Raw genomic sequence first — 19,025 nt, forward strand, 5'->3', positions numbered from 1 at the left:
TAATAAAAGAAAATTCAGAATACTAAAGAGGTGTTTCTAATAAGGAGCACCTCTTTTCACAAACAAAAGGGGGGAACAAGTATGCTTCAATCTAATATGGATGTAAGTTTAGAAAGTTTAGTAAACTCATTACAGTCTACTCGAAGCACGCTATTATCAGAAATTGAAATGTTAAATGACACAGAAGTGAATGTAAAGCCACGCCGTGATAAATGGAGCATTATTCAAATTTTACACCACTTGCATTTAGTTGAACAATCTGTCACGTCTGCCCTTGTATATGCTTTACAAAAAAAGGAAAGAAACATGACTCCATTTAAAGACCTCCAACTTACGCTTGATCGCACACATAAACGAGAAGCTCCTCAGCAAATGCAACCAACAGAAACTTTAATGAAAAAACAGCAAGGAATTCAATTGCTAGAACATTCACGCCAAGAACTATTACACGCGCTTCATAGTGTTATAGATGAAAAAGATTTATTTGAAAATGGATTAAAGCATCCTGTTTTTAATGATCTGAATTTGTATCAATGGGTTCAATTTCTTGATTTGCATGAACAAAGACATCTTACGCAGTTAAAAGAGGCGAAACATGCAATTTTGCAACGCTAAAGTGGAAGAAGTGGGAAACCACTTCTTTTTTGATACGTGCATAGTTTTCTTTCTTATTTTGGAATACTACATGGAGAAAGAAAAGAAGGAGCTGAAAAAACATGTCTAAAAAGAAGCGAGAAGAAGAGCGCGCCTGGAAAGCACGTAAAGAAAATCAACAACCGCACGGAAAAGTGAAAGCTTTTGCTGAATTAGTTGAAGGAACAGAAAAAACGTGATGATTATTTCATCACGTTTTTTGTATGAGTGGAAAAGTTAATAAAAAGGTTGTACCGATTCCTTTTTCACTTATAATATCAATTTTTCCATTCATAGCTTGAACAACACTGAATACGACCATCATTCCAAGTCCAGTACCTTTTTCTTTCGTTGAATAAAAAGGAGAGCCAAGACGTTTTACTTGTTCTGAATCCATACCGACTCCTGTATCTTTTATATATAACTGAATATGCTTATGATCAGGAACTAATGTGAAATAAAGGTCACCGCCTTTTGGCATAGCCTCAATGCAATTTTTTAAAATATTTAATAAACATTGATTTAGTTTTTGCTTTTCACCAGCGATAAAAAAAGAAGTGCTTTGCTTTATATAATGAGTACGTACATTTGTTAAATTAGCAAGCGGTGTAATTAACGACAATGCATGTAGTAATTCTTCTTCTAACTGTAATGTTTGTTCTTTTTCAATGCTTGGTTTAGCAAAGGTTAAATAATCTGTAAGAACATGATTTGCTTGTTCGATGCCGTTAATGGCAATGTCGATATATAATTTTCGTTCCTGCTCAGTACAGGTATCTGATTGTAACAGTTGTAAAAACCCTTTCGTTGAAGTTAATGGATTGCGAATTTCATGAGAGATAGACGCTGCCATTTCACCAATTAAATGAAACTTTTCAGCATTTATAAGTTCGTTTTGGAGACGAACTTGAGTTTGTAATATGTGTAGTAAATATAGAATTAGAATCGTACCAAGCATTGAACATAACTCATACACAATAATATGCGGTATATAATCAGTCTTATTTGTAACCTTTGAAAGGAAGAAGGGTATCCAAATAAATCCGTATGTGAGACTGTAGATAATAGCAAGTGTTATTTTTATACGATTAGAAGTTCGATTAAAAAATTTATATGTTAATAGTAGAACAATAAATAGAAGAACAGAACCGATAAGAGATGGGAAAACACCTACCCCCCCTAATAATAAGCGATATATGTTTAATACAACTAAGATAGAACCACCAGCAATAGGCCCTCCCGTTAATGTACCGACAATTAATACAATATGGCGCATATCAAATTGAAAACCATTATTTGTTTTTGCTGCAAATGTAATACAGAGTACGGTAGCGAGGCAACAGAGTACAATGAATATAGCTGAATTTAATTTAGGAGAGCGTTTCCCTTTTTGATTCCAAAATAAATGATATACGAGCATTGTAATCAGGATGAATAATATATTTAAAAAGAGATAAATAATAAAGGATTTCAGTGGGATGCCTCCTCTCTTCTTAGATTAAATTAATCATACTATAAAATGAAAGAAATGAAATAATAAATAGCAGAAAAATCAGAAATTTTTACGCTAGTATACAATATGTTACAATAAGCTGTGTCAATGAAAGAAGAAATTCCGTGCACCGCGCGGGAGAGGTTCGCGAACTCCCTCTATAAAAAACTATGGAAACAACAATATCCTTAGGTATTGTTTTGTTTTTTTATTGTGACAGTTCAAGAACGTTCTTTCTTCTTATTTATAGTAGAGAAGGAGAATGAGTGAAATGAAAAAAGAAAAAGCAGTTGTTGTTTTTAGTGGAGGACAAGATAGTACGACATGTTTATTTTGGGCAATAGAGCAGTTTGCAGAGGTAGAAGCTGTAACGTTTAATTACAATCAACGTCATAAGCTAGAAATTGATTGTGCAGTGGAAATTGCAAAAGAGCTAGGAATAAAGCATACGGTACTAGATATGAGTCTATTAAATCAACTTGCTCCAAATGCGTTAACGAGAACGGATATGGAGATTACACATGAAGAAGGTGAATTGCCATCGACATTTGTAGATGGACGAAATTTACTCTTCTTATCATTTGCTGCTGTATTAGCAAAACAAGTTGGAGCACGTCATATTGTAACGGGTGTATGTGAAACTGATTTCAGTGGTTATCCAGACTGCCGTGACGTGTTTGTGAAATCGTTAAACGTTACTTTAAATTTATCTATGGATTACCCGTTTGTTATTCACACGCCACTTATGTGGATTGATAAAGCTGAAACATGGAAATTATCAGATAAACTTGGAGCATTTGAGTTTGTTCGAGAAAAAACATTAACATGTTATAATGGAATCATTGGTGATGGTTGCGGTGAATGTCCAGCATGTCAACTTCGTAAAGCAGGATTAGATACGTACCTACAAGAACGCGAAGGAGCGAATAACTAATGGATAACTTTTTTGGATTTCGCATCGTAGAGAATTTGCAAAAAATGGACAAGGATATTCAGCGTAAACAACTCAAATACCATAATAAAAGAGTAATGGTCAGCAAGGAATTTACATTTGATGCAGCACACCATTTACACTGTTATGAAGGGAAATGTAAAAACTTACACGGTCACACATATAAAGTTGTATTTGGAATTAGTGGATATGTAAATGAAATAGGTCTTGCAATTGACTTTGGAGATATAAAAGAAATTTGGAAAAATGAAATCGAAATTTATCTAGATCATCGTTATTTAAACGAAACGTTACCTGCAATGAATACGACTGCTGAAAATATGGTCGTTTGGATTTATGAAAAGATGGCAGAAGCACTAACAAAAGAGAATCGAGTGAACGAATATAAAGGAGCTCGCGTTGAATTTGTTCGTCTATTTGAGACGCCGACTAGTTATGCGGAAGTAAGACGGGAGTGGATGCTCGATGAGTAAAATCCCTGTCTTAGAAATATTCGGTCCGACTATTCAAGGTGAAGGAATGGTTGTAGGGCAAAAAACAATGTTTATCCGTACAGCTGGTTGTGATTATAGCTGTGCTTGGTGTGATTCTGCTTTTACGTGGGATGGATCAGCTAAAGATCAAATTAGACAGATGACACCAGAAGATATTTGGGAGGAGCTTGTTGCAATTGGAGGAGAAAATTTTTCTCATGTTACGATTTCAGGTGGAAATCCGGCATTACTGAAAAATATTGAGTTTCTTCTTTCTATATTAAAAGAAAATGGAATGCGAACGGCAATTGAAACGCAAGGGAGTAAATGGCAAGATTGGTTACTTCAAATTGATGAGGTAACAATTTCTCCAAAACCACCAAGTTCAACGATGAAAACAGATTTTCATAAGTTAGATGCTATTATTCAGAAACTAGCAGGAAAAGATATTAGTTTAAAAGTAGTAGTATTCGATGATCATGATTTTGAATATGCAGTTAAGATGCACGAACGTTATCCAAAGGTACCATTTTTCTTACAAGTAGGAAACGATGATACAAAAACAGTGGATGATGCGATGCTTATTAAAAAATTATTAGATAAGTATGAGTGGTTGATTGATAAAGCTGTAAATTGTAAAGAGATGAATGATGCAAAAGTATTGCCTCAGCTTCATGCGTTAGTATGGGGAAATAAACGCGGCGTATAATGAGAAGGGATGTTTAAAATGACAGGAAGATTAGATGAAGATTTGAAAGATGTAACATTATTAGGAAATCAAAATACAAAATATTTATTTGAATATAGCCCAGAAATATTAGAGGTATTTGATAATAATCATCCAAACCGTGATTATTTTGTAAAGTTCAATTGTCCTGAATTTACAAGTTTATGCCCGAAAACAGGACAACCAGATTTTGCAACAATTTATATTAGCTATATTCCAGAGCAAAAAATGGTAGAGAGTAAATCTTTAAAGTTGTATTTATTTAGTTTCCGCAATCATGGTGATTTCCACGAAGATTGCATGAACGTTATTATGAACGATTTAATTAAATTAATGGATCCGCGTTATATTGAGGTATGGGGGAAATTCACACCACGTGGTGGCATTTCAATTGATCCATACTGCAACTACGGTCGCCCAGGTACGAAGTATGAACAAATGGCTGACTACCGCATGATGAACCACGATCTGTATCCGGAAACAATTGATAATCGTTAATAGAAAGAAAGGGCCTGTATACTATACAGGCCCTTTCTTTCTATTATATTATGCATTTTGATTAATGACAGTATAGTTTTTATGACTTACAACTGTAAGAGGTTCCATATCTAGTTCTCTAAAATTCTTCATAATTGTTATATCAACAATAACAGAGTTTTGATTTACTTTTTGAACACGGCCTTGCATTCCACCTTTAAATTCGATGATATCTCCAGTTTCTGCGATCTGCATAAGCAACTCTCCTTGTTACAGTTTTCCCAAAAAAAGAATAAATTTGGGTTTTTTTATTTCCTCCTATTTTGAACCATATTTCCTACTTTGTAAATGTTTCCAAAGTAAAAATTCGAAAAATATTCACTTTTTGTAAGAAAATATGTAGAAAATCCATGTTTTTTAGAAAAAATAGCAAAAATGCGAGAATCTTTATATCGAGGTATAATGAAAAAGTAGAATAACCTGCTGAAGTGGGAGAAATTAGAGGCGGTAAAATGATGTTTGAATTTGTGGGGAGTGTTATAGCTTTAGTTTTATTTTTATTTTCTTATATGCATTTAAAAAAGATTCGTCAATATGATACGAGTACATATTTTGATGGGATGGATGGTATCCATGCTTCGATAACACATGATAGTGGTGGGGAGATGTAAAGGTATATAACTTTATTTTTTTGCGTGGTATGATGTTTAGAACTAGTGCATAATAGAGTTCATAAGTGATGAATGGAGAGTGAAAAGAATGAAGATTTCTTTTATTCGTCATGGTTGTTTAAGTCGTATAAGAGAACCGATGACAATTAATTCATTTCACGAATGGATGAAACAGTATGATTCCGAGTCAATGATACAAAAAGCTAAAATACCGATAGAAACAATAGAGGCAATTGAAGCAGCGAAATTTGTCTTAACAAGTGATCAAAAGCGTGCTGTACAATCAGCAGCTGAATTGACGGATTCTTTATCTTTTATGCAAAATTCTCTTTTTAGAGAAGCTGAAGTTCCTTCATGCTTTTTTGCTCCGAAGTGGTTGAAATGCACAATTAAGGTATGGATGTTCATTGGACGAACATTATGGATACTTGGCTACCATAAAGATGTTGAGTCTTATAAGGAAGTAAGAGAGAGGGTAAGGCAAGCGGCTTACCTGTTACATCGTTATGCTCTCGTGCATGGAAGTATAGCTCTTGTAGGTCATAATTATGTGAATGTAATGATTGGTGCCGAACTGAGAGCGATGGGATGGTCTGGTTCTCCTATTTTGCACAGAGAGCCATGGGGATGTACAACATATACGTTTCACGAGGCGATGGATGGAAATATATTAAATACAAATTTAACATAAAAGCACACGATTTATATAAATCGTGTGCTTTCTTTTTAAGATATAGAAATTTTGACGTTTAATGGTTTTACGAGATGAGCATAAGGTTCCCCTACTAGCATAACAATTTCATCTTTTTTATAACCTAACTTTTCGTATAGTGAATAGGCGCGTTTGTTTTCTAAATTAACAAGTAAAGCGATTTTTTTATGCCCTTTTTCAGTTGCATAGATTTCGGCAGCTTCAATTAATTTAGAACCTATACCTTTTCCGCCGTGTGCACTTGAAACTGATAATGTATCAATGTAATACTCATCAAGCTCAGCTTCTTTTTCTAACGTAATTGATTCATCTTTATGTAATGCTCTTAAGTGATGTACAATTGGTGCGTCAAGCTGTGTTGCTTCACTACCGTGATAAGCGACAATAATTCCAACTGCACTCTCGTCTTGTTCATAGACAAAACAGTTTTCGTAGCTCAGACGGTTATTTTCTTTTGAAAACCATGTCTCAAGTCCTAGTAATACTTCTGCTTCAACTGTGCTACCTGTGATTTTTTCAGCAATTTCATGCAGAGCATTATACAATAAAGGAGCTATTGCCATTGCATCTGTCTTTTTTGCTTTCCGAATCATAGTATCCCTCCTAGTTCTATTTGTATATTGTAGCATAGTGGTATGGAACTTTGCATAATTGAATGCCGAAATGTTTGATATAGAGAAGTAGCTATGTTAGTATATGATATTTAGTGGACATATAGTAAAACAATATTGTTTGCGAAATAACGAAAATAAAATCATGGCATAACAACGAGATAAAGTGAAACGTTAATCAGTAAGATTTTTTGTTCATTCCACGACTGATTAGTAGTCAACACCAATCGGACTACCTGCAAATAGCGGGATAAATTTACAGTTGTTGACCTATAGAATATAAGATAAAATAAAATATTGCAGAGAGGTGAAATACATGGATAAAGAATTAGCAAATACAATTTTAGATCAGCTAAAAAATGGTGAAATAAAGGAGTATGTTGTTACGAAAGATGTATTTTATACGTTCAGAGAAGTTGTTGTAAATAGAGAAGACTTTAAGCATTTCATTGGTAACGCACAGCGAGGCGGGCAAGTGATTTATACATATTCAGAAACGCCACGTTCATAAGGGGGAATTTTGATCAGCAGGGCATCTCTCACTGATTAGTAGCCTTCACCAAACGGACGTTTCATGCGGGATAAATAAAAGATAAAGGAGAGGGGAATTATGGGCGATTTTAAACAAGGCATTTTACCACATTGGGATTATATGTGGAAAGATAGAGCCGGCAATCGATTTATGGGAATGGTTATGTATCCAGAGAAACGAAAATGTTCAGCAAAAATGCTTCAGAAAATAAAAAGAGCATATGAAGAAGCAATAGAAATTAAAGTAACTGTACAAGTTCAACATACATATCAGTACGTAGAAGGACTGATTGTATACTTTGATGAAGAGGCTCCTGTATGTACAATGATTGATAAAGATGAAAATCCACATCATATATTTGTAAAAGATATTTTGCGCATTGAGTACTCTGAATAAACTTTTCATAAATAAATTGAAGTTCCATAATAATAATCTTTTTCTATAATAGTTATCTTTTAGTATGTAACGAAAAACGAAAGTATATGTATAATATATTTAATAAGGTAAATTTGATAAATGTAATCGTTTTTTAGAGCAGATTATCGTTTCATATCTGTTCTTTTTTGCGTGATGCTGGAGAAATATATTTCTTCAGCATCTACCGTTTTATGACAAAATATATTATTAACTTTTTTAAAAATAAGGTTAAATTCGTTGACAACTTTTTTGAAAAGCACTTTATTGACATGAGTTTTAGAATGTTGTTTCATAGTCATTGTATTGAAAAAAAACGGCTATCATGTCGAAAAGTAAAAGTTAAAAAAAGAAAGAATTTATACATATATCTTGTGTCTTATTTTGAAACGTAATACAATATATAGAGAAATCAAGAACGACATATAGAGAATATAGATTTGAGAGGGAGGGTCGGAAATGTTAGTTGCATATGATTCTATGACAGGAAACGTGAAGCGTTTCATTCACAAATTAAATATGCCGGCCGTTCAAATTGATGAAGATCTAGTAATAGATGAAGACTTTATTCTTATTACGTATACAACAGGTTTTGGAAATGTACCAGAACGTGTTTTAGACTTTTTAGAGCGCAATAATGAAAAATTAAAAGGCGTATCTGCAAGCGGCAATCGTAACTGGGGAGACATGTTCGGTGCAAGTGCTGACAAGATTTCTACTAAATATGAAGTGCCTATTGTATCAAAATTTGAGTTGTCTGGAACAAATAACGATGTAAAATATTTTAAGGAAAGGGTGCGGGAGATTGCGACACATTGAACTGAATAATGAAATCACGCAAATGCAGGACGGTTTTTATCAGCTTCATAAAGATAAAGAGGCATTAGAAGTCTTTATGGAAGAAGCTAGAGAGAATACCGTTCCTTTTAATAGCGTGGCAGAGCGAATGGAGTATATGAAAGAACATGATTACTATTACAACGTTCTGGACGAGTATAGCTTGGAGGAAGTAGAGGAAGTATATAACATCGCTTATGGTGAAAACTTCGAGTTCCAATCTTATATGGCAGCATCTAAGTTCTACAAAGATTATGCGTTAAAAACGAATGATCAAAAACAATACTTAGAAAGCTATGAAGATCGTGTAGCAATTGTGTCATTATACTTAGGACGCGGTGATGTTTCGAAGGCAAAACAATTCGCAAGCATGATTGTAAAACAAAACTACCAACCAGCGACACCAACCTTTTTAAATGCGGGAAGAAGCAGAAGAGGAGAAATGGTGTCTTGTTTCTTGTTAGAGATGGACGATAGCTTAAATTCAATCGGCTTTAACATTAATACAGCAATGCAATTATCGAAAATCGGCGGTGGAGTAGCTTTAAACTTATCTAAGCTACGCGCACGTGGTGAGCAAATTAAAGGTATCGACAACGCTGCAAGTGGTGTAGTACCTGTTATGAAATTGCTTGAAGATTCGTTTTCATATGCGAATCAGCTTGGCCAACGAAAAGGTGCCGGCGCAGTATATTTAAACATTTTCCATTGGGATATTATTGAATTCCTTGATACAAAAAAAATAAATGCCGATGAGAAGAGCCGTATTCAGTCTCTATCAATCGGAATTATCGTTCCAAGTAAGTTCTTTGAACTTGCTGAGAAAAACGAACCTTTCCATGTTTTCGCGCCTTATACGGTTTATAAAGAATATGGCAAGCATTTAGATGATATTGACATTGATGAAATGTACGATGAATTAATGAGCAATCCGAAAGTGAAGAAGAAGCCACTAGATATTAGTGCACGTGATATGCTTATTAAAATCGCTATGATTCAGCTTGAGTCTGGTTACCCATACTTAATGTTTAAATCAAATGCAAATAATCAACATCCATTGAAGGATATTGGAACTGTGAAGATGTCGAACTTATGTACAGAAATCTTCCAGCTTCAAGAAACTTCAGAAATAAATGATTACGGTACAGATGACATTATCCGTCGTGATATTAACTGTAACTTAGGATCGTTAAATATCGTAAACGTAATGGAAAATAAAGAAATTCGTGAAGCAGTTCATGCGGGAATGGAAGCTTTAACAGCTGTTTCTGATATGACGATTATTCCAAATGCACCAACTGTGAAAAAAGCAAATGACGAGCTTCATTCAGTTGGACTTGGAGCAATGAACTTACACGGATATTTAGCAAAAAATAAAATCGCTTATGAAAGTGCAGAAGCGAAAGAATTCGCTCGTACATTCTTTATGATGTTAAATTACTACTCTATTGAGAAAAGTATGGAAATCGCTACAGAAAAAGGCGAGACATTTAAAGACTTCGATAAATCTGATTATGCGAATGGCACATACTTCGAAAAGTATGAAACGACAGATTACAGCCCAGTAACTGAAAAAGTTCAGCAACTATTCGAAGGAATTCATATTCCAACAAAAGAAGATTGGACAAGTTTAAAAGAGCAAGTTCAGAAGAATGGTTTATACAACTCATATCGTCTTGCCATTGCTCCAACACAATCAATCAGTTACGTTCAAAATGCAACTTCAAGCGTAATGCCGATCGTAAGTCAAATCGAATCAAGAACATATGCGAACGCGACAACATATTATCCAATGCCGTATTTATCAAAAGATACGTTCTGGTACTATAAATCTTCTTACGATATGAATCAGTTTAAATTAATTGATTTAATCGCAGAAATTCAAGAACATATTGACCAAGGAATTAGTACAATTCTTTACGTTAATAGTGATATTTCAACACGTGAATTAGCACGTTACTACATCTATGCACATAAAAAAGGCTTAAAGAGTCTGTATTATACGAGAACACGTAAATTAAGCGTGGAAGAGTGTGTGGCTTGTACCGTTTAATATAAAAAGTGAGACATGATGAGCAGGGTTTTCTGAACCCTGCTCATGCTTAGTTATCATATTTAGAGAAGGGGCGATTTAATGCGTGCGGTAAACTGGAACAAAAAAGAAGATGATTTTAGTTTAATGTTTTGGAAGCAAAACATCGCTCAGTTTTGGACAGAAGAAGAAATTGCGGTTTCGTCTGACAAAAATACTTGGGTGCAATTATCGAAAGAAGAGCAAATTGCTTATAAGCGTGTATTAGGTGGTTTAACACTTTTAGATACGAAACAAGGTGGCGAAGGAATGCCACTTGTACTTGTTCATCTTGAAAATTTACAAGCGAAAAGTGTATTAGCTTTCATGGGAGCTATGGAAGAAGTACATGCGAAAAGTTATAGTCACATTTTCACAACACTAGCTACAGAAGAAGAGATTGATGATATTTTTGACTGGGTAGACAATCATCCGTTACTTGAGAAAAAAGCTGGTATTATTACTAGTTACTATCGTCGTTTATTAAAGCCTGAAGTAACAAAAAAAGAGTTATACATGGCAATGGTAGCAAGTGTGTTCTTAGAAAGTTACTTATTCTATAGCGGATTCTTCTATCCACTTTACTTAGCTGGTCAAGGAAAACTAACAGCAAGTGGTGAGATTATCAACTTGATAATTCGTGATGAGTCAATTCACGGCGTATTCGTCGGTATTTTAGCACAACAAATCTTCGCAGAACTTTCTGCAGAAGAGCAACAAGAAGTGCAAAAAGAAACACAAGAGTTATTAATGGAACTATATGAAATTGAAATGGCCTATACAGAAGAAATTTACACTTCTATCGGTCTTGTAGAAGATGTAAATCGTTTCGTTCGTTACAATGCAAATAAAGGGCTTATGAACTTAGGGCTTGAGCCGAAGTTTGAAGAAGAAGAAATTAACCCAATCGTTTTAAATGGTTTACGTACAGATACGAAAAACCATGATTTCTTCTCTGTAAAAGGAAATGGTTACGTAAAAGCAACGAACGTTGAAAAGTTAGCTGACGATGACTTCGTGTTTAACTTTTAATATAGGATTATAAAGAAAAACTGTCTTATTCATTGATAAGACAGTTTTTCTTTATAATTTTGTTTACATAACACTATTATTTTTGTATAGCGATTTATATTTGGGAAGTTCTATTCGTTTAACGGATAGAACTTTTTTGTAATTAAATGGGTATTTACAAACCTTTTGTATCGGTGTATTATTTAACTAGTACACCGATACAAAAGGAGGGAAGAAATGAAAATAGAGTTTTCTCCAAATACACCAATTTACATTCAGGTAATGGAATACATAAAAAAAGAGATCGTAACAGGACATTTATTACCTGGTGATAAAATTCCCTCGGTCCGTGAATTAGCGAGTGAATTACAAGTGAATCCAAATACGATTCAGCGTACATTTCAAGAGCTAGAACGGGATGGAGTTGTTGTCACACGTAGAGGAATGGGACGGTATGTAACGAATGAAGGGGAGAAAATTATGGAGCTACGAAAAGAGATGGCGAAAGAATTACTTCATTCTTTTATAGATGGAATGGACAATTTAGGTTTTTCAGAAGAAGAAATTCTTACAATTCTTCGTTCTTCATTACATGAGAAAAGGGAGGAGAGCGAATGACAGAGCTATTAAAAATAGAAAATTTATGGAAGAGATACGGATTAAAAGCAGTGATTCGTGAATTAAACATAGAGATTCCGGAAGGGAAAATCGTTGGGCTTGTTGGAGATAACGGGAGCGGGAAAACGACGTTATTGAAAATGATTGCAGGCTTGCAACACCCTTCTGAAGGTAGTATTACAATAGACGGTAAAAAGGTAGGATTACAGACGAAAGAAATCGTTTCATTTATGTCCGATAAGCCAATCTTTGATGATTGGATGACTGTAAAAGACGCTTTATTTTTCTACCGGGATTTTTACAATGATTTCGATATTCAAAAAGCGGTAGATACGATTGCAGAATTTAAAATACCGTTAGAAGAAAAAATTACAGCTTTATCAAAAGGTATGGTTGAAAAGCTTCAAATTATATTAACGTTTTCGAGGAAAGCGAAGTTATACGTATTAGATGAACCGCTTGGCGGGATTGATCTTGTTTCTAGAGAGCACATATTGAATCTCATTCTACAATTTTATAGAGAAGATTGTACGATACTAATCTCGACGCACTTAATAAACGAAGTTGAAAATATTTTTGATGAAGTGATCTTTTTAAAAGATGGGGAAATTGTATTGTATGAAAATGTAGAAGAGTTACGTTTTCAGAGAGGAAAAGCTGTTACAGAGGTGTTTAAGGAGGTGTTTAGTAGATGAAGCCGAGCTTAATATATATGTACAATATAAATAAAAAGCAAATAATTATTTCTTTGTTAACATTTATATTCGTTGTCGCTGTAGCTTTCGTAAGTTTGGGGAATTATATTAAGCAAGAATCAGGAGAAGTAAGACAAACAATTATAGTTAGTTTCGTTATTCTAGTATATATAACTTTTTTAGCAATGATAGTTATTCAGGCGGTGTCTGCATTTGGAAAAATGACTGAAAGCACATTATTTCGGTTAACATCGATATCCGGTAAAAAGATTGTTTTAGCAATATTGTTATACGCTGTAATTTATTTACTTATTTTCGAATTAATAGGATATATTTTTTTATATGGTATTTCTATGAAAATAATAAAAGGTACAGAGCTCTATGAGGTATTATTTACTCAAAGTGTATTCAATCCACTAAAGCACCTCTTTAGTACTATGTTATATGTATTTAATTTATCAAGCATATTGCTAGTATTACTTTTTTCAGTAGCAAGCGTTAAAGTGTTTTCTTTGAAAAAGAAGAAGTTAAAATATCCACTGGTATTTTTCTTATTTTTACTAGTAACAAAATTATTAGGTACTATATATGGAATGTTGGGTGGTCTTGCACCTACTACGCCTTTAATAGCAAAGTTAGTATATATAGATGAATCATCAGAAGTGAATGTGTTTCTCTATCCAGAAAAACTTATGAATTTATATAGTATTGCTTTTTCAATCGGTATATTTGTTTTACTTATTTATATAACAGGTCGCATTATCGATAAAAAACTAGAAGTCTAAAGGAGGAATCAGCATTGGGAAACGTAGTAGTAAAGTTAGAGAATGTTCGAAAAAAGATTGGTGGAACGGAAATTATTCGTGGTTTATCATTTGAGGTTCGTGAAGGAGAAGTATACGGATTCCTTGGGCCGAACGGTAGCGGTAAGACGACGACGATCCGTATGATGACAGGTCTTATTTCAATGACAGAGGGCGATATTACAATTTGTGGACATAGTATTCGCTCGGAGCGTGAAAAGGCACTAGAGCAAATTGGAGCGATTGTAGAAAATCCTGAACTATATGATTATATGACAGGAATGCAAAACTTAAAGCATTTTGCGAATATGGCCATTACACCAATTAGTAAAGAGCGCATTGCTGAGATTATAAAGCTTGTTGAGTTAGAGCATGCGATTCATAAAAAGGTGAAAACATATTCACTTGGCATGAAACAACGTTTAGGAATTGCACAGGCATTACTTCATCAGCCGAAAATCTTAATTTTAGATGAGCCGACAAATGGATTAGATCCAGCTGGTATTCGCCAAATTCGTGATTATTTACAACGTTTAGCGAAAGAAGAGAATATTGCTGTAATCGTATCAAGTCACTTATTGAGTGAAATTGAATTAATGTGTGATCGCGTTGTTATTATTAAACAAGGTGAGTTTGTACAAGAGTACAACTTACATGAAAAAGTGAAACATGATGAGGCAGTCGTTGTAGCGTTTGAAGTAGATGAAGTTCAGAAAGCAAATGAAATCATTAAAGGCAAAGCAAAAGGGAATGTAATTGTAGCATCTGTAACAAAAGACAACATTCCACAACTTGTAAAAAAACTTGTTCATGCTGATGTGCTTGTATATGGCGTTACTGTTCAAAATAAAACGTTAGAGGATGAGTTCTTAGCGATTACTGGGGGAGTGAAAGCGTAATGTTTAAATTAATTCAAAATGAATTTTTAAAGTTGCATGCTAAAAAAGGTATGTATATTTTAATTGGTGTCATTGCGGCACTCGAAATTTTAGGTACTTTAGCAATGTTGAAGTGGGGAAAAGGTGATGAGTTTAAGGGGGCATATTTAGATTATGCAAACTCAGAGATTGGCTTAATTGTTTTATTTACAACGATTTTTGGGATTACACTTGCTGCCCGTACTCTTACTGATGAGTTCCAAAAAGGTACAATTAAACAATTGTTAATCCGTCCAAGAAAAAGACTTGCAGTTTTATTTTCTAAATATATTACAGTGTTATTAGCAATGTTATTTATCGTATTAGCTGGTATGCTAATTGCAATGATTATTGGCGGTATTGTAATGGATGGTAGTAAAACAGAATTAACATTAGGAATCGTAATGAAGTCCACTTTATATCAACTACTTTCACCGTTCTTTTTTGCAACACTTGCATTTTTCCTAGCAAATGTCTTTAGAAAATCTGTATTACCATTAATTATTACGATGTTCCTATTCTTCTTACAAGGTGCAATTAATATGGTATTAATAATGTTTGCAAAAGGTGTAGCGAAGTTTGTAGTATTCAACCATTTGGATTTAAGAGCTTACGATAGTAATAAATTAATCAATGGTGGAATGGAACCAACATTTACAGAATTTACGTTTACAACTTCATTATTACTTGTAGCTGCATACTTTGTTGTGTTACTTGTAGCATCAAGTGCATTATTCCAAAAACGTGACGTATTATAATAAAAGAAATCCCCGCTTGTAAAAACGGGGATTTTTATTACATAAATTTCTCTTAGATTGCAACCTGAAGAACAGCGATATGTTATTTTAAGAGATATGCTGTTTGAAATGATTTGAGAAAAATAGGAAGAATTTCAACTATATTCATATTATAATTTAGTTATCCTGCTATTTATAGGGAAAGGATTGCCTATAAAGTATTGATTAAAGTTTTATTGTATTTTTACTATCTTTGGGGGTGTTCTATATGCACTATGCATTTTCACGTATAAGGCTACGTAGCTTTTTTGGATGGATGATTATAGGGGTGCTCCTTATAATGATCCCATTAGGTCTAGCAAATGTTTCTGAGAATACGATGGAGGTTATTTCACAAATAACTGTATTTTTTGTATTTCCGTTACTTTGGCTATACGTAAAAACAAATAAAAATAATATTGTATTTAACAGTTTTTTTTATAAGCCAGGACATTTACCTTGGGGATTAATTGTATTAGCAACGATAATGGGAATGATTTTTTCAGTTGGCATATCTCAGATTCAATTTTACATATTAGCACATACGTTACCGAATTTCTTAGTTACTATGCTAGAAGACGGAAATGTTATTAATACGAGTAACGTATATATGACGATATTTACTTTCATTTCAGCATGTGTGTTAGCACCTATTATGGAAGAGGTTATTTTTAGGGGATTTTTCTTACAGCGAATGGCTTATAAATGGGGAATTAAAAAAGCTGTAATTATATCTTCAATTATTTTTGGCTTAGGACATTTTGATGTTATTGGTGCGTTCATGTTTGGTGTCGTTATGTGTCTTTTATATATAAAGACACAAAATATATGGACGAATATAGCTGTGCACGCTCTAAATAATTTGATTGCAACAAGTATGCAATTTTTTGGTGGAGAAGAAAGTGGTACAATCTCAATTACTGAATTACAAGCGCAAAGTAATTTATGGATTGGTATCGGTCTTACAGTTGTTGGATTACTTTGGTTAATTCCTTATGTTTGGAAACAATGGCGTACAGTAAAAGAAGTTGGCGTGCCACCAGTACGTTTTATAAATGAGCAAAAAGTAGTGAGTTCATCACAAGAAAATGAAGTGTATAGTCAAGTGATCGTAACCGATAGATTGATGGCCATAGAGTTACCAGATGAGGCTGTAAATAAGCTTAGGTTAGAAGAAAATGATTATGTAACAGTATCTGTAGAAGAAGATAAAATCGTTATAAAGAAAGCACATAATAGATAATTAAAAAGTAGCTCCTTAAGAGCTACTTTTTAATTTGTAATAATTTCCACACGAAAATTATTACCGTTCTTTACATATTTAATATCTGTAACAGTGCGGACTGTTTTTAAAATCTCAACTTTTTCACCAATTCGCGGGATGGTCGGAACATTGTCCCAAATACCAAGCAAGTCATCTAATTGTGCCGTTTTTTCATAAAACCAGATTTTCAATGTAAAGCCCCTTTCTCGAACTTTATGTATTTTAATACATAATATATTATTTTTATTCTTATTGTAAGGGGTTTTTTTATATTTTATGAATAAAAATAAATTAATCTTCTGGGAAGATATGTTCAATATCAGGAGTAAGAGATACTTCTGATAATACGATATGAGAAACGGTCGTTGCATATGAAGAAACATCATTGATAAATTCTTCAAGTTCAACGAGTGAAGGAACAGAAATTTTTACAATGTAGCATAAGCTTCCTGTTACTCGGTAACAAAAACTTGCAGATGGATAAGACTGAATAAACTGTTGCATACGTGTTGTATCACCATTTTTTAAAGTGATTTCTAAAATACAATCTAAAACGAGTCCAGCCTTTTTATAATCAATATCGATTGTGTATTTTTGAATAACACCTTCGCTTTCGAGCTTACGAACACGTTCTGAAGTAGACGGAGCAGATAAGTTTACTCGTTTCGCCAATTCACGCATAGAAAGGCGACTATCATTATATAATTCATTTAAAATTTTTCGATCAACACGGTCTAGTTGCATTTGTAAATATACCTCCAGTAAAATAATGATTTTTGTAAAGGAAAAATATAAATTAAGATTCATATGAAATGTAAAGTGAACGTTATTTATTTTACAATAAAACAGAAGGAAATAGGAGGGGAAATGATGGAGAGAATTTCATTATCAAATGTAGGAGATACAAAGTTTCAAAAGTTATTAGGGCATAATTCGGATATATTACATTCGTGGAGTACGTTAGAAGATACACTGTACAATAAAGGAACTCTTTCAGCAGAGTTGAAGGAGCAAGTGAGAAGAACATTAGCGTATGGGAATGAATGTCCGTACTGTATGGCAAAAGGAAGACCTGATGATGTGCAAAAGGCAGAGGAGATTGGTGTAGCTGTTATTTTTGCGCATACATTTGTTCATGACCGAAAAGCAATAGATGATACTATGTTTCACGTATTAAAACAATATTGGACAGAAAAAGAAATTGTAGAGCTTTGCGCCTATGTTTGCTTTATTACTGCGTCACAACAACTTGGTTTTCTATTTCAATTACAGCCAAATTAAGGGGGAAATGATGACAAATCAAATAGCACTTATCATAATCGATGTACAAAAGGCATTTCAATTACCAGATTGGGGCGAGAGAAATAATATTTTTGCTGAAGAAAACATGAGAATTTTGTTAGCAGAATGGAGAAAAAGGAAACGACCAGTTTTTCATATTCAACATGTAAATAAAGAAAATGCGCAGTCAATGTTTTATGAGAGAGCGGAAACGGTAAACTTTAAAGAAGAAGTGCAACCACTACCTGGGGAAGTGGTTATTCATAAATTCGTTAATAGCGCGTTCATTGGGACAAATTTAGAAGAGCAATTAAGAGAGAACAAATGTAATGCAGTAGTGGTTGTAGGATTAACGACAAATCACTGTGTGGAAACTACGACACGAATGGCAGGGAATTTAGGATTTACAACATATTTAGTGAGTGATGCAACGGCTACTTTTAACCGTAAAGGTTTAGATGGTAAGGAGTATAGTGCAGAAGATATTCACAGTATGACACTTGTAAATTTACATGAAGAGTTTGCTACGATTGTGACGACAAAAGAAGTATTAAAATTATTTTAAGAAAATAATTACAAATTATGTAGAAAAAAATAAGAATATTTCGTATAATCTAAGTACAATCATTTTGAAAATAGGGGTGGCATCATATGGAGCAAATTTCAGTAAAGAAATTAGAAGAGGTACTTGTTGTAGCAGGGGATGATAAACAGAAGCAAAAGGAATTTTATGAATTGCTCTTATCTACTGAGTTTTATGTTGCTGGTTCACTAGAAGCAGAGGACGGGGCAACAGAGGGAATACTTCGTTTGCGTCATTTCCAAGGAGAAGGTAGATGGATCGTTCCGTTCTTTACACAAATGGAATTTGTAAAAGGTGTGTTGCCAGAAGGAACGCCCCTTATTACGATACGTGGGAAAGAGTTATTTGGTAGCATTGAGAAAGATGCTACAGCTGTATTAAATGTTGGTACTGATATAAGTAAAACATTTATTCCAGAAGAAATTGCAGATATCGCATCTGGACGAATTTTTAATTATTATAAGTAAAAGGAAAA

The 19,025-nt window shown here is 33.7% G+C and carries 27 protein-coding genes and 1 riboswitch; of the genes, 22 read left to right on the forward strand and 5 right to left on the reverse strand.

Features of this window, described 5'->3' with window-relative positions; genetic code table 11:
* The first annotated feature begins 81 nt into the window (after nucleotides 1-81).
* Entirely contained in the window at nucleotides 82-615 is a 534-nt protein-coding gene (locus MKY21_RS06810; RefSeq protein ID WP_000941970.1) for a DinB family protein, read from the forward strand.
* A gap of 101 nt (nucleotides 616-716) precedes the next feature.
* Nucleotides 717-833, forward strand: a complete 117-nt coding sequence (locus MKY21_RS06815; RefSeq protein WP_000038355.1) for a DUF6254 family protein — start codon at nucleotides 717-719, stop codon at nucleotides 831-833.
* Between the two features lie 11 nt (nucleotides 834-844).
* Here the strand turns inward: MKY21_RS06815 and kinB are convergent, their stop codons facing one another.
* Nucleotides 845-2,053, reverse strand: coding sequence for a sporulation sensor histidine kinase KinB (kinB, locus tag MKY21_RS06820; protein ID WP_000964153.1), 1,209 nt, complete (start codon nucleotides 2,051-2,053; stop codon nucleotides 845-847).
* Between the two features lie 206 nt (nucleotides 2,054-2,259).
* Nucleotides 2,260-2,303: riboswitch (PreQ1 riboswitch) on the forward strand.
* A gap of 93 nt (nucleotides 2,304-2,396) precedes the next feature.
* On the opposite strand from kinB, the gene queC reads away from it, so the two are divergent.
* Genes queC through queF form a run of 4 tightly spaced genes read left to right on the forward strand, consistent with a single transcriptional unit; the run spans nucleotide 2,397 to nucleotide 4,775 of the window.
* Nucleotides 2,397-3,059 carry a 7-cyano-7-deazaguanine synthase QueC gene (gene queC, locus MKY21_RS06825; protein ID WP_000711604.1) on the forward strand — a complete coding sequence of 221 codons (663 nt, stop codon included), beginning with the start codon at nucleotides 2,397-2,399 and terminating at the stop codon, nucleotides 3,057-3,059.
* Complete coding sequence (gene queD / locus MKY21_RS06830; protein ID WP_000368414.1) at nucleotides 3,059-3,550, forward strand: 6-carboxytetrahydropterin synthase QueD; 492 nt, start codon at nucleotides 3,059-3,061, stop codon at nucleotides 3,548-3,550. The genes queC and queD overlap by 1 nt, the downstream gene beginning before the upstream one ends.
* Entirely contained in the window at nucleotides 3,543-4,259 is a 717-nt protein-coding gene (queE, locus tag MKY21_RS06835) for a 7-carboxy-7-deazaguanine synthase QueE (RefSeq protein ID WP_341075785.1), read from the forward strand. The genes queD and queE overlap by 8 nt, the downstream gene beginning before the upstream one ends.
* Before the next feature lie 18 nt (nucleotides 4,260-4,277).
* Entirely contained in the window at nucleotides 4,278-4,775 is a 498-nt protein-coding gene (queF, locus tag MKY21_RS06840) for a preQ(1) synthase (RefSeq protein WP_001986050.1), read from the forward strand.
* A gap of 48 nt (nucleotides 4,776-4,823) precedes the next feature.
* On the opposite strand, the gene MKY21_RS06845 is transcribed toward queF, so the two are convergent.
* Nucleotides 4,824-5,009: a YkvS family protein gene (locus MKY21_RS06845; RefSeq protein WP_001165082.1), complete on the reverse strand. Its 186-nt coding sequence runs from the start codon at nucleotides 5,007-5,009 to the stop codon at nucleotides 4,824-4,826.
* A gap of 260 nt (nucleotides 5,010-5,269) precedes the next feature.
* Between MKY21_RS06845 and MKY21_RS06850 the strand changes: the two genes are divergently transcribed.
* Together MKY21_RS06850 and MKY21_RS06855 are read left to right on the forward strand one after the other, a co-directional pair.
* Nucleotides 5,270-5,425, forward strand: a complete 156-nt coding sequence (locus MKY21_RS06850) for a hypothetical protein (protein WP_016117452.1) — start codon at nucleotides 5,270-5,272, stop codon at nucleotides 5,423-5,425.
* An 88-nt stretch (nucleotides 5,426-5,513) separates the two neighbouring features.
* Nucleotides 5,514-6,116 (forward strand): hypothetical protein, encoded by a 603-nt coding sequence (locus MKY21_RS06855; RefSeq protein WP_000703096.1) that lies wholly within the window; start codon nucleotides 5,514-5,516, stop codon nucleotides 6,114-6,116.
* Nucleotides 6,117-6,151: 35 nt separating this feature from the next.
* Here MKY21_RS06855 and MKY21_RS06860 read toward each other — a convergent pair whose 3' ends face one another.
* Complete coding sequence (locus tag MKY21_RS06860) at nucleotides 6,152-6,730, reverse strand: GNAT family N-acetyltransferase (protein WP_000619548.1); 579 nt, start codon at nucleotides 6,728-6,730, stop codon at nucleotides 6,152-6,154.
* 334 nt (nucleotides 6,731-7,064) lie between these two features.
* On the opposite strand from MKY21_RS06860, the gene MKY21_RS06865 reads away from it, so the two are divergent.
* The 11 genes from MKY21_RS06865 to MKY21_RS06915 all read left to right on the forward strand — a co-directional run bounded on the left by MKY21_RS06865 (nucleotide 7,065) and on the right by MKY21_RS06915 (nucleotide 16,665).
* Nucleotides 7,065-7,259: a hypothetical protein gene (locus MKY21_RS06865; RefSeq protein WP_000356684.1), complete on the forward strand. Its 195-nt coding sequence runs from the start codon at nucleotides 7,065-7,067 to the stop codon at nucleotides 7,257-7,259.
* A 99-nt stretch (nucleotides 7,260-7,358) separates the two neighbouring features.
* Nucleotides 7,359-7,676, forward strand: coding sequence for a hypothetical protein (locus MKY21_RS06870; RefSeq protein ID WP_000502196.1), 318 nt, complete (start codon nucleotides 7,359-7,361; stop codon nucleotides 7,674-7,676).
* A 477-nt stretch (nucleotides 7,677-8,153) separates the two neighbouring features.
* Nucleotides 8,154-8,513: a class Ib ribonucleoside-diphosphate reductase assembly flavoprotein NrdI gene (gene nrdI, locus MKY21_RS06875; protein ID WP_000959448.1), complete on the forward strand. Its 360-nt coding sequence runs from the start codon at nucleotides 8,154-8,156 to the stop codon at nucleotides 8,511-8,513.
* Entirely contained in the window at nucleotides 8,500-10,584 is a 2,085-nt protein-coding gene (gene nrdE / locus MKY21_RS06880; RefSeq protein WP_001215835.1) for a class 1b ribonucleoside-diphosphate reductase subunit alpha, read from the forward strand. The genes nrdI and nrdE overlap by 14 nt, the downstream gene beginning before the upstream one ends.
* Nucleotides 10,585-10,665: 81 nt before the next feature.
* Nucleotides 10,666-11,634, forward strand: a complete 969-nt coding sequence (gene nrdF / locus MKY21_RS06885; protein ID WP_001203029.1) for a class 1b ribonucleoside-diphosphate reductase subunit beta — start codon at nucleotides 10,666-10,668, stop codon at nucleotides 11,632-11,634.
* Between the two features lie 216 nt (nucleotides 11,635-11,850).
* A complete protein-coding gene (locus MKY21_RS06890) occupies nucleotides 11,851-12,231 on the forward strand; it encodes a GntR family transcriptional regulator (protein WP_000687513.1) in 381 nt (126 codons plus the stop codon).
* Nucleotides 12,228-12,926 carry an ABC transporter ATP-binding protein gene (locus tag MKY21_RS06895; RefSeq protein ID WP_000137710.1) on the forward strand — a complete coding sequence of 233 codons (699 nt, stop codon included), beginning with the start codon at nucleotides 12,228-12,230 and terminating at the stop codon, nucleotides 12,924-12,926. Before MKY21_RS06890 ends, MKY21_RS06895 begins: the two co-directional genes overlap by 4 nt.
* Nucleotides 12,923-13,711, forward strand: a complete 789-nt coding sequence (locus MKY21_RS06900) for a hypothetical protein (RefSeq protein ID WP_044795448.1) — start codon at nucleotides 12,923-12,925, stop codon at nucleotides 13,709-13,711. Before MKY21_RS06895 ends, MKY21_RS06900 begins: the two co-directional genes overlap by 4 nt.
* 14 nt (nucleotides 13,712-13,725) lie before the next feature.
* A complete protein-coding gene (locus MKY21_RS06905) occupies nucleotides 13,726-14,628 on the forward strand; it encodes an ABC transporter ATP-binding protein (RefSeq protein ID WP_000528786.1) in 903 nt (300 codons plus the stop codon).
* Complete coding sequence (locus tag MKY21_RS06910) at nucleotides 14,628-15,404, forward strand: ABC transporter permease (protein WP_000475422.1); 777 nt, start codon at nucleotides 14,628-14,630, stop codon at nucleotides 15,402-15,404. Before MKY21_RS06905 ends, MKY21_RS06910 begins: the two co-directional genes overlap by 1 nt.
* 247 nt (nucleotides 15,405-15,651) lie before the next feature.
* The gene (locus tag MKY21_RS06915) at nucleotides 15,652-16,665 is read left to right on the forward strand and encodes a CPBP family intramembrane glutamic endopeptidase (protein WP_000558818.1); all 1,014 of its coding nucleotides are present in this window, start codon (nucleotides 15,652-15,654) and stop codon (nucleotides 16,663-16,665) included.
* Between the two features lie 29 nt (nucleotides 16,666-16,694).
* On the opposite strand, the gene MKY21_RS06920 is transcribed toward MKY21_RS06915, so the two are convergent.
* Both MKY21_RS06920 and MKY21_RS06925 read right to left on the reverse strand, forming a co-directional pair.
* Nucleotides 16,695-16,877, reverse strand: coding sequence for a DUF3913 family protein (locus MKY21_RS06920; protein ID WP_000707107.1), 183 nt, complete (start codon nucleotides 16,875-16,877; stop codon nucleotides 16,695-16,697).
* Nucleotides 16,878-16,977: 100 nt separating this feature from the next.
* Nucleotides 16,978-17,430 (reverse strand): Lrp/AsnC family transcriptional regulator, encoded by a 453-nt coding sequence (locus MKY21_RS06925; protein ID WP_001175505.1) that lies wholly within the window; start codon nucleotides 17,428-17,430, stop codon nucleotides 16,978-16,980.
* 126 nt (nucleotides 17,431-17,556) lie between these two features.
* Here MKY21_RS06925 and MKY21_RS06930 point away from each other — a divergent pair, with 126 nt between their 5' ends.
* The 3 genes from MKY21_RS06930 (at nucleotide 17,557) to MKY21_RS06940 (ending at nucleotide 19,017) form a co-directional block, all read left to right on the forward strand.
* Nucleotides 17,557-17,967, forward strand: coding sequence for a carboxymuconolactone decarboxylase family protein (locus MKY21_RS06930; protein WP_000439754.1), 411 nt, complete (start codon nucleotides 17,557-17,559; stop codon nucleotides 17,965-17,967).
* Between the two features lie 10 nt (nucleotides 17,968-17,977).
* Nucleotides 17,978-18,532: a cysteine hydrolase family protein gene (locus MKY21_RS06935; RefSeq protein WP_044795442.1), complete on the forward strand. Its 555-nt coding sequence runs from the start codon at nucleotides 17,978-17,980 to the stop codon at nucleotides 18,530-18,532.
* Nucleotides 18,533-18,618: 86 nt separating this feature from the next.
* A complete protein-coding gene (locus tag MKY21_RS06940) occupies nucleotides 18,619-19,017 on the forward strand; it encodes an SseB family protein (protein WP_016117459.1) in 399 nt (132 codons plus the stop codon).
* The last annotated feature ends 8 nt before the right edge of the window (nucleotides 19,018-19,025 follow it).

The sequence above is a fragment of the Bacillus sp. FSL R9-9497 genome, assembly GCF_038005805.1.
Classification (GTDB): Bacteria; Bacillota; Bacilli; order Bacillales; family Bacillaceae_G; genus Bacillus_A; species Bacillus_A cereus.